This is a genomic window from Chitinispirillales bacterium ANBcel5, assembly GCA_029688955.1.
In the GTDB taxonomy this organism is placed as follows: Bacteria; Fibrobacterota; Chitinivibrionia; order Chitinivibrionales; family Chitinispirillaceae; genus Cellulosispirillum; species Cellulosispirillum alkaliphilum.
The window spans coordinates 1-7,590 of the sequence record JARUKZ010000069.1 but is presented as its reverse complement, the minus strand read 5'-3'; the positions used below and the strand labels follow the sequence as shown (position 1 = coordinate 7,590).

Genomic DNA, 7,590 nt, shown 5'->3' with positions numbered 1-7,590 from the left:
AAAAATATTTATTAAAGGATCATCGATCCTTAGTTCACTTCTCTTTATATGAAAAATTGCTTTTCTAACTAAAAACTTACAATAGCGATTCAACCTAAACTTAAAAAATAACTCGTATCTGTTCACTTAACGTTGATAATTACAGGTTTGTATTCATCTTTATCTCTTGTAATATATAATCCTGAAGCAACATCTCTATTGGTAGATTTACGATGCAAATTTACAGGAACTTTTCTTCCCCGTATATCATAATAACCGGAAATAGGTCTTTGTTTTTGAACTGGAAATCTAACTTTGTGAGCGGTTATATTTGTGTTTGCAGAGTCGCTCCAGGAAACAGTTGCAGAAATCAGGCTTCTCGTAGTGTGAATCCATGCAGTCCCGTCATTTGTGAGTGTAATATTTTCGACTGAAGACAACCTTTCGTCAACAATCAGGTGATATATTAAATTACCATCATGATCCATTATATAGACTCCATCAATCCCGCCAGCAATCCATATTCTTCCTTCATTATCAAAATCAACATCTCTGCATCTAATATCACCTAACAGGTATTGCCAGGGTTCACCGTTTCCCCTAAGATAGGCCCCATCCCTCCCTAATGGTAGGGCTACAACGTGATTATAAGGAGACGATTTTAACCTTCGTATATAGAGATTTCTTGGCCCACCAGTAGAGGTATCAGCAATAAATTGATCTTCAACAAGTGTGGCAAGTCCCTCATAGGTGCCGACAATTATTGTACCTGCCTCGTCTTCAGTAATACTATACACATGGTTCTCTTGTAATCCGCTACTTGTGTCAAAAACGATCCAGCTTTCAGAGTCATAACGCATAACCCCAACGTTTGTTGCTGCCCAAAGGATATTATCCCGGGAAACGATACAGTCATTAATCCGGATTTCATTTACCCCGGCATCCATAGGAAATCGATGCGTATAATCATCAGCCATGTATGTAAACCCAGAATCGCTACCAAACCAGTGTCCGCCGCTCGAATCCTGCGCATAGGCTGTGAAATTATTTGTAAGAAGTTGATGTGAACTTTTGCTGTAATAGGTCCACTCCTCCCCATTGTACTTATGAACCCCCCATCGTGACATATCAAGTGATGCCCAGAGGTTGTTTTTTCTGTCTGTGGCTATCCTTTCTATGTAATTATTTTCTACCCAGGTTTTATGGGGCCACGAGTAATTGTTATTGTCAGTATAAAAAACAGGTATGGTGCCGTAGGTTAGCACAAACTGCGATGAGTCATAAAAAGCGATATCTCTCATCATGTTATAATTTCTGAAAGGCAATTCTTTAATCGTTTCCCATTGATCATCAGTATGTTGAATAACTCCTTCAAAACTGACTCCTACAAGACGATTAGTAAAAGGGTTTATTCTAAACTGTTGTACTGTAAGGGGAATACCTCCATTTTCAAGTGTAAAAATTTCCCACCCATTCCCATCATACCGTGCTGCATAGGGAGAAAACCAATCGGATGCGATCCAGACATGATCATTGGTATCGGTAACCATAGTACCGATTTGGGCAAATCTAAATTCACTTGGGGTTTCTATTTCAAAAATCTCTCCTTCTTTAATTTTGAAAATACCTGATAATTTTAATGCCCAGAGAGTACTGTCGCTATCATACGTAACAAACATGGCGTTTGAATTCTGTTGTGAGGATATTTGTTCAAATTGACCATTTCTGTATTTTACCACACCAGCATTGTAAGATGCCGCTACCATGCGATTACCGATTATCGCAATATCCCGCACTCTTCCCAAGGGAGATGAACCAGCGGTTTTATAGCTTCTAACGGTGTCACCTGAAATGTAGCTAATTCCGTCGTCTGTGCCTACCCAAACAGAGCTACCAATCGTATCTGCCAAAATAACTCGTTGTACTACATTATCAGCAAGCCCCTGCTCAGTAGTTATCTGAAGCGTACTGTTATTTGTACCGATTATCCGTATAAGACCCCCACCTTCAGTTCCACCCCAAATTGTATCACCGATAACTGCCAAAGAGCGAACATGGTTATAGCTCATAAAGTATTCCAGATCTACAGAGTTCACTTCCTGAGTGGAATGGGCAGTGTAATGGAATAAAAGGATCACTATAAAAGAAAAACAGCGGGTTCGTGTAAGGCCTTGCTTAAATGTTTTTGTATGAATATTTCTGGTCATAGATGTACTCCGTTTATGAATTGAATAGATATACAATGCACCACAATATACTATTTAGTACAATTTAAGAGTCAAAACAAGAAACAGAAAAGAACACTTACCATTCTCACTGGTTTGTATGTAAGTATTACTACCTAACAATGGTTCAACATGTTTTATCTGCTTGTAGCACTATTGATAAGTACACCTAAACAGCAACAGGAATACTGTTAAGTATTCCTGTTGTGAAATAGCCTAATCTGTTTAGGCGCGTTTATTCTATAGGATAACTTCCGGAAATAAGTACACCATCATTAGAAAATACTGCGATACGGTCTGTTGCAATGAATTCAGATGAACCTGGGTTAGAAAAGTCATTTAACTTATTCATAGGCGCCCAGTTATCATAATGAATTCCAATCACATTTCCACTTTGATCCGGTAACATCTGGCCGGGCTCAAGAGTTACACTGTAACTGTAATCTACTCTGTAATCATTACCCCCAAGATGGGTAAGAGAAAGAGTACTGTAAGGAGTGTGATAATCTGCTAGTATAGGTGTTTTCCCCTCTTCAGCAGTAAAATAGTAGCAAACAGTAAAACCACTGATAGGTACATCACCTGTGTTTTTCAGATACATTCTTGGCTTTACAATATTGTTTTCATGCAATCCCTCATCTTTAATGTAGACCTCAATAGCGGAACCAACAACCTCATCCCCTCGTTTTTCGGTTCCTGCACTGACTCTGTAAATTGCACCTGACTCATATTCATCCAAATCATTGACTCTTATAAAAAGTCTTTCTCCCAGATCAGAAGCTGCGACTCTCAACGCAAGATAGCCATTGACTGTGTTACCTACGTTTATGTTCGTATAACCGATAGTGTTACCATCATCATCAAAAACGGTCAACTCGGCGTTCATCGTATGACTCATCTCTGAAACACGAACAATTACATCCTCTTCAGCATCTTCAGTTACCACTTCAAAAAAGTCTTCATCCTCTGCATAGTCAATTTTACCAGGTACAGGGTAATCATTAAGTGCAATTAGTGTTGCAGTTCCAGGGCAATTACCATGATCATCATCCATAAAACCCTGCACTGCAATACGAAGGGTTCGTTTACGTCCAAACTGTGGTACTGATATTGAAGCTGTTCCGTTTTGTTGACTTAGCATCGAACCATCGCTATAGTTATTTGCTATAACGGTTAGGATGTATATGCCATCCTCGTCATAATCGCTAAAAATTGCTGAATAAATTCCATCCTGTGCTATGGCATCTCCATATAAACCATCATCCCTGAGTTCAACTGGAATTACATCCCCTTCCGGGTTTTGGAGGGTGGCAGAAACAGTCATCTCCTTAACTCTCTTCCCATAGCTTACGGATGCCGCAATAAGGAATGGCTCAGGATAAGTTACCACAGTTCCGGTTAGGTTTTCCACAGTAAGTTCCGGTTTTTTTACCGCACTGTGATTAAGTACCATAGAGTTGGTTATTTGAGCATCCCCCGAGGAATTCAACTCTACAGTCCACCACCCTTCTCCATGGGAAGCGAACGCATCAGACTTAATATTTAGCAGAGCGGATTGTCCAATCATCGTAACTGTTGGGGCAGGATAAATAGGATTGTTATTGGAATCCCTAATCTCAAAATTGATCGTAGGTGGTTCAGAACTCATTAGGCTCATCCCCCCGTCATCAATTTCGTAATCAATGACAACATCAATATCACTCATTGAATTTTCAGCATAAAACACAAATGAGTTTCCAGAATAAAGATCCAATGTGTTTTGCGATAAAATACCACCGGTACCGTTAGTTCCGGTTGGGATTTCCTCGGTTGGTGTAGCACGACCCATTGCCTGGGTGTAAGAATTCCTGACCTCCTCCTCTTCTATTAAATTCGGAAAAAAATGCCCTCCTGTTTCCGTAGCCAACTCGTTTAGGCTTACAAAACCAGATGAAGGACCATACCCGTAAGTAAAAAGAGGAACCTGAGAATTATTGTAATTCCTAATAGCATATTCAGGTGAGTGCTCCGAGTTCACATCAGCACCATCTGAAAGTAAGATAGCAAAACGGATTGCCTTAGTTTCGTTATCTTCTCTGTAATCATTTAAAAGATCAAGGCCATGGATCGCAGCATCATATATTGCTGTAAGGTCATCAATTTCAATACCATCTATGGCATCATGTATCTCATCAACTACACCATCTCCATTGATAGGCGTGATATTATACTCTACAATGAATTCGTCGAACCTACCAGAAAATGAAGTTACTCCTATGGCAGTGCGCTCACGTGGAAAAAGACTCACTAACTTCTTACTTGCTTCTTGAACTAATTCTAAGCGTGTAGAACCACCTTCCGGTATGCTCATACTACCCGATCGATCAATTATTAAAACAACCTCGATATCTTCTTCTACCCAATCGAAATCCACGTCTATTATGTCTTCATCATCCAAAAAAACTCTCATAAAAGAATAGGTTTCGCCATCATACTCCCATTCACAAGTTTCAGTAGGTGCTTTGTCTTGCAATGACTCACGAAATTGGCGGCGTCTAGGTTGAACTGAGGACCTTCCTCTTTCTTCATCAAGTCTACGATCCTGGAGGAGAAGGTCCCAGGCGTTTATTCCCCATACACGTCCATGTGCATTTCTTTCTTCGAACGTGTCGTATGTATCAAAATTCAACCAATGATAAGCTCCTCCCAAGGCGTTCTCGGGTTCATTCATAATACTGGATATCGTTGGTTCATCACCATACCAGGGCAAAGTGATTCCAACACTCTCTTCATTATCATCTTCATTGGTTGAAGCATATTGGTAGTTTATTGCATAGGTGTAACGTGCGAATTCACGCGCTAGCTTGTAACCAAGTGCTTCGCGCCCCTCAGGTGTTTCTAAATAATCAATATCGTCATATGAATCTCCCACCATTATTTTACCTGTCTCGGAGTTAAGACCACTAAAGTCCGCAAAAGGCCTTTCATTTTGCTGCCAAACGATGTCTGCAACAGAAGTTTGTTGCCCTCCCTGGAAAATTTTTACCGTGCCGATTCTATGACCCGTATTTGTCATTTCCCAAATACCACGAGCCATATGAGTTAGAACTTCCTCGTAATGATCACGCCTTTCTTCATTTGGATTACTGTGCAGAGAAACAGCAATATTAAAGGTGACACCATCATCATTGTGGATTATTGTGGTATAGGGTTTTGTTGAGGGAATATCCTCTGCAAACAACGCAAAACAAGAAACCAGTACCAACATACACAGACTTTTTTGTAACATATAAACCTCCTGTAAAAAATTAGGGAAAAAGGAACACAATATAGAGTAAAAGTACCTCGTAAAATCTGACACCAGGGTTCTTTTCCGGTAACGATAAACTTTAGAGCTATGAAGCGGAATATTTTTTCCACTTACTATTAATTATTTGGGCCAGGTGAAAGTATTCTTTATGTTTTCTTTACACTCAAACGGCTACAAAACAGTGCCCAAGTGAGTCTTTGAGCTCTCAGTATAGAACACAGCCATTTTTCCATCAAAAGCATGTGCGTAACCCCAAATTACAATGCCGGTATTTATATATCATTTTCACGTTTGACCTCGGTTTATAATGTTTGCTATCTATATATAAAGAGATCTTTGGTCTTGAGTAAAGCTGTCTCTAATATATATAACTACATTCTGTAAGTATAGCAAAAAGAACTTTTTTATTCAAATATGTAGAGAAGATTTCTTTGCTGAATATGAAACCCAACTATGAACAGTTCTACCCCAAAGATCAATAATAGTATGAAGGTAAGTATTTGGATCAAAGATGGTTAAAAAGAGGTTTTTTTTATAAACGTAAGGTAATAAATCAACTAAGAATTACCATCACTGAGCAAAAACGAATCAGATTTTCACAGCAACATTGTTAATTATCATTGTGTGCAACCAACAACTACTTTAATTCAATTCTCTTTAAGTTATCGCCCTTATCGTTCTTATAGATATACATCCCCGAAGCTCCGGAACGTAACTGCTGTATTGATTGTCCGGTCTGTTTTCTCCCGCGCAGGTCAAATATTCCATTATTACGGAACTGCGATATCGGTTTACGGGTTATAGTAACTTTGGGATTGGTTACACTGGAATTGTCCTCTGTCCAAAACACCTCCATAGCTATAAGTCCGTCTCCAGAACCGACCCACATAGGCCCATGATGACTTTGAGCTAAATTGTATATATAATGGTATAAAAGACCATGCTCTGTGGTAAATTGGAAAAGTTGATTACCAGCTTCGTTAAAGACAAATATTCCCTGATTTCTTGTGGCTACCCATATTCTACCATCAAGATCAATTTCAATATCTGAGCAGTTAGCATCATCCCCAAGTAGCTGCCTCCAGGGCATTTTTTTGCTCTTCATAAAAAGACCGTTTGATGTTGCAGCAATAATTTGTTCCGATGGATGAGCCTTTAAGGCCCAAATGGCTCGGTTTTGGGGAGCTTCCGGAGTTGTGTCTTTTACAAAAACACCATCTCTGAGCCAGGAGATCCCATTTGACATACCTGCCACAATTGTGTTGTCAAATGTTTCTATAGAATAAACAATTAAAGGAGTTGAATTATCATGTTTGTGAAAACCCTCATTATGGTCATAGCTTCTCCAACCCGAAAATTCGTAGCTCAATACCCCACCTATGCATGCTGCCCATAAAACATTGTCTTTGGAAACAACACAGTCATTTATATCGTACAGATCTCCAAGCCTGTTTTCCCAATACCGTGAAGAGTGCTCTCCTTTAAGGTGAGTGAAACCAAACGGGCCACCAAACCACTTTCCGCCACTTGAGTCTACCGCAAAAGTTCTGACTGTATTATGTAACATTACATCATTGGTTGAATAATAGCTCCACTCAGATCCATCATAACGATGCAGCCCCCAGGATGGATGGCGATCGGGTGTAACCCAAAGGTTATTATTATGGTCAACACCGATAAAGCGGGTGTTATTACCTTGAATCCATCCTCTTTGATGCCATCCTATTCTATAGCCACTGATATAATTGTCAAGTATGTTATCTGTGACAAGAATAAACTGTGTGGAATCAAAAAACGCAAAGTCGGAAATAGAGGAAGCATAAACCCTTCTTACATAACTCCAGTTCCCATCTACAAATTGTGAAAGACTATCGGGCCCGACTCCAGTAATTATTCCTACGGGAGATAATTCAAGTAGTGAGACAGAATGACTCAATCCCCCGTCTTCAGCATTGTAAAACTCCCACTCAGTTCCGTCATAGCGGGCAACAAACTGAAAATCCTGGTTTTGAATGCTGACTGTCCAAAGATTTCCACTGGTACCTATTGCTATGCTTTCAATCAATCGGGGAGTTATATCAGAATGAAGCTCAATGG

General features: G+C 39.6%; 3 protein-coding genes. All 3 read right to left on the bottom strand.

Annotated features, from left to right (window positions below):
- Positions 1 to 122: 122 nt before the first annotated feature.
- Positions 123 to 2,186, bottom strand: coding sequence for a hypothetical protein (locus QA601_18460; protein MDG5817087.1), 2,064 nt, complete (start codon positions 2,184 to 2,186; stop codon positions 123 to 125).
- 253 nt (positions 2,187 to 2,439) lie between these two features.
- The gene (locus QA601_18455; GenBank protein ID MDG5817086.1) at positions 2,440 to 5,472 is read right to left on the bottom strand and encodes a VWA domain-containing protein; all 3,033 of its coding nucleotides are present in this window, start codon (positions 5,470 to 5,472) and stop codon (positions 2,440 to 2,442) included.
- Between the two features lie 658 nt (positions 5,473 to 6,130).
- On the bottom strand, positions 6,131 to 7,590 hold a 1,460-nt coding region (locus QA601_18450), incomplete at its 5' end, for a hypothetical protein (GenBank protein ID MDG5817085.1).

Excerpts from the sequence above, each read along its gene's own strand:
- QA601_18460 (MDG5817087.1), bottom strand. The coding sequence starts at position 2,186 with ATGACCAGAAATATTCATACAAAAACATTTAAGCAAGGCCTTACACGA.
- QA601_18455 (MDG5817086.1), bottom strand. The coding sequence starts at position 5,472 with ATGTTACAAAAAAGTCTGTGTATGTTGGTACTGGTTTCTTGTTTTGCG.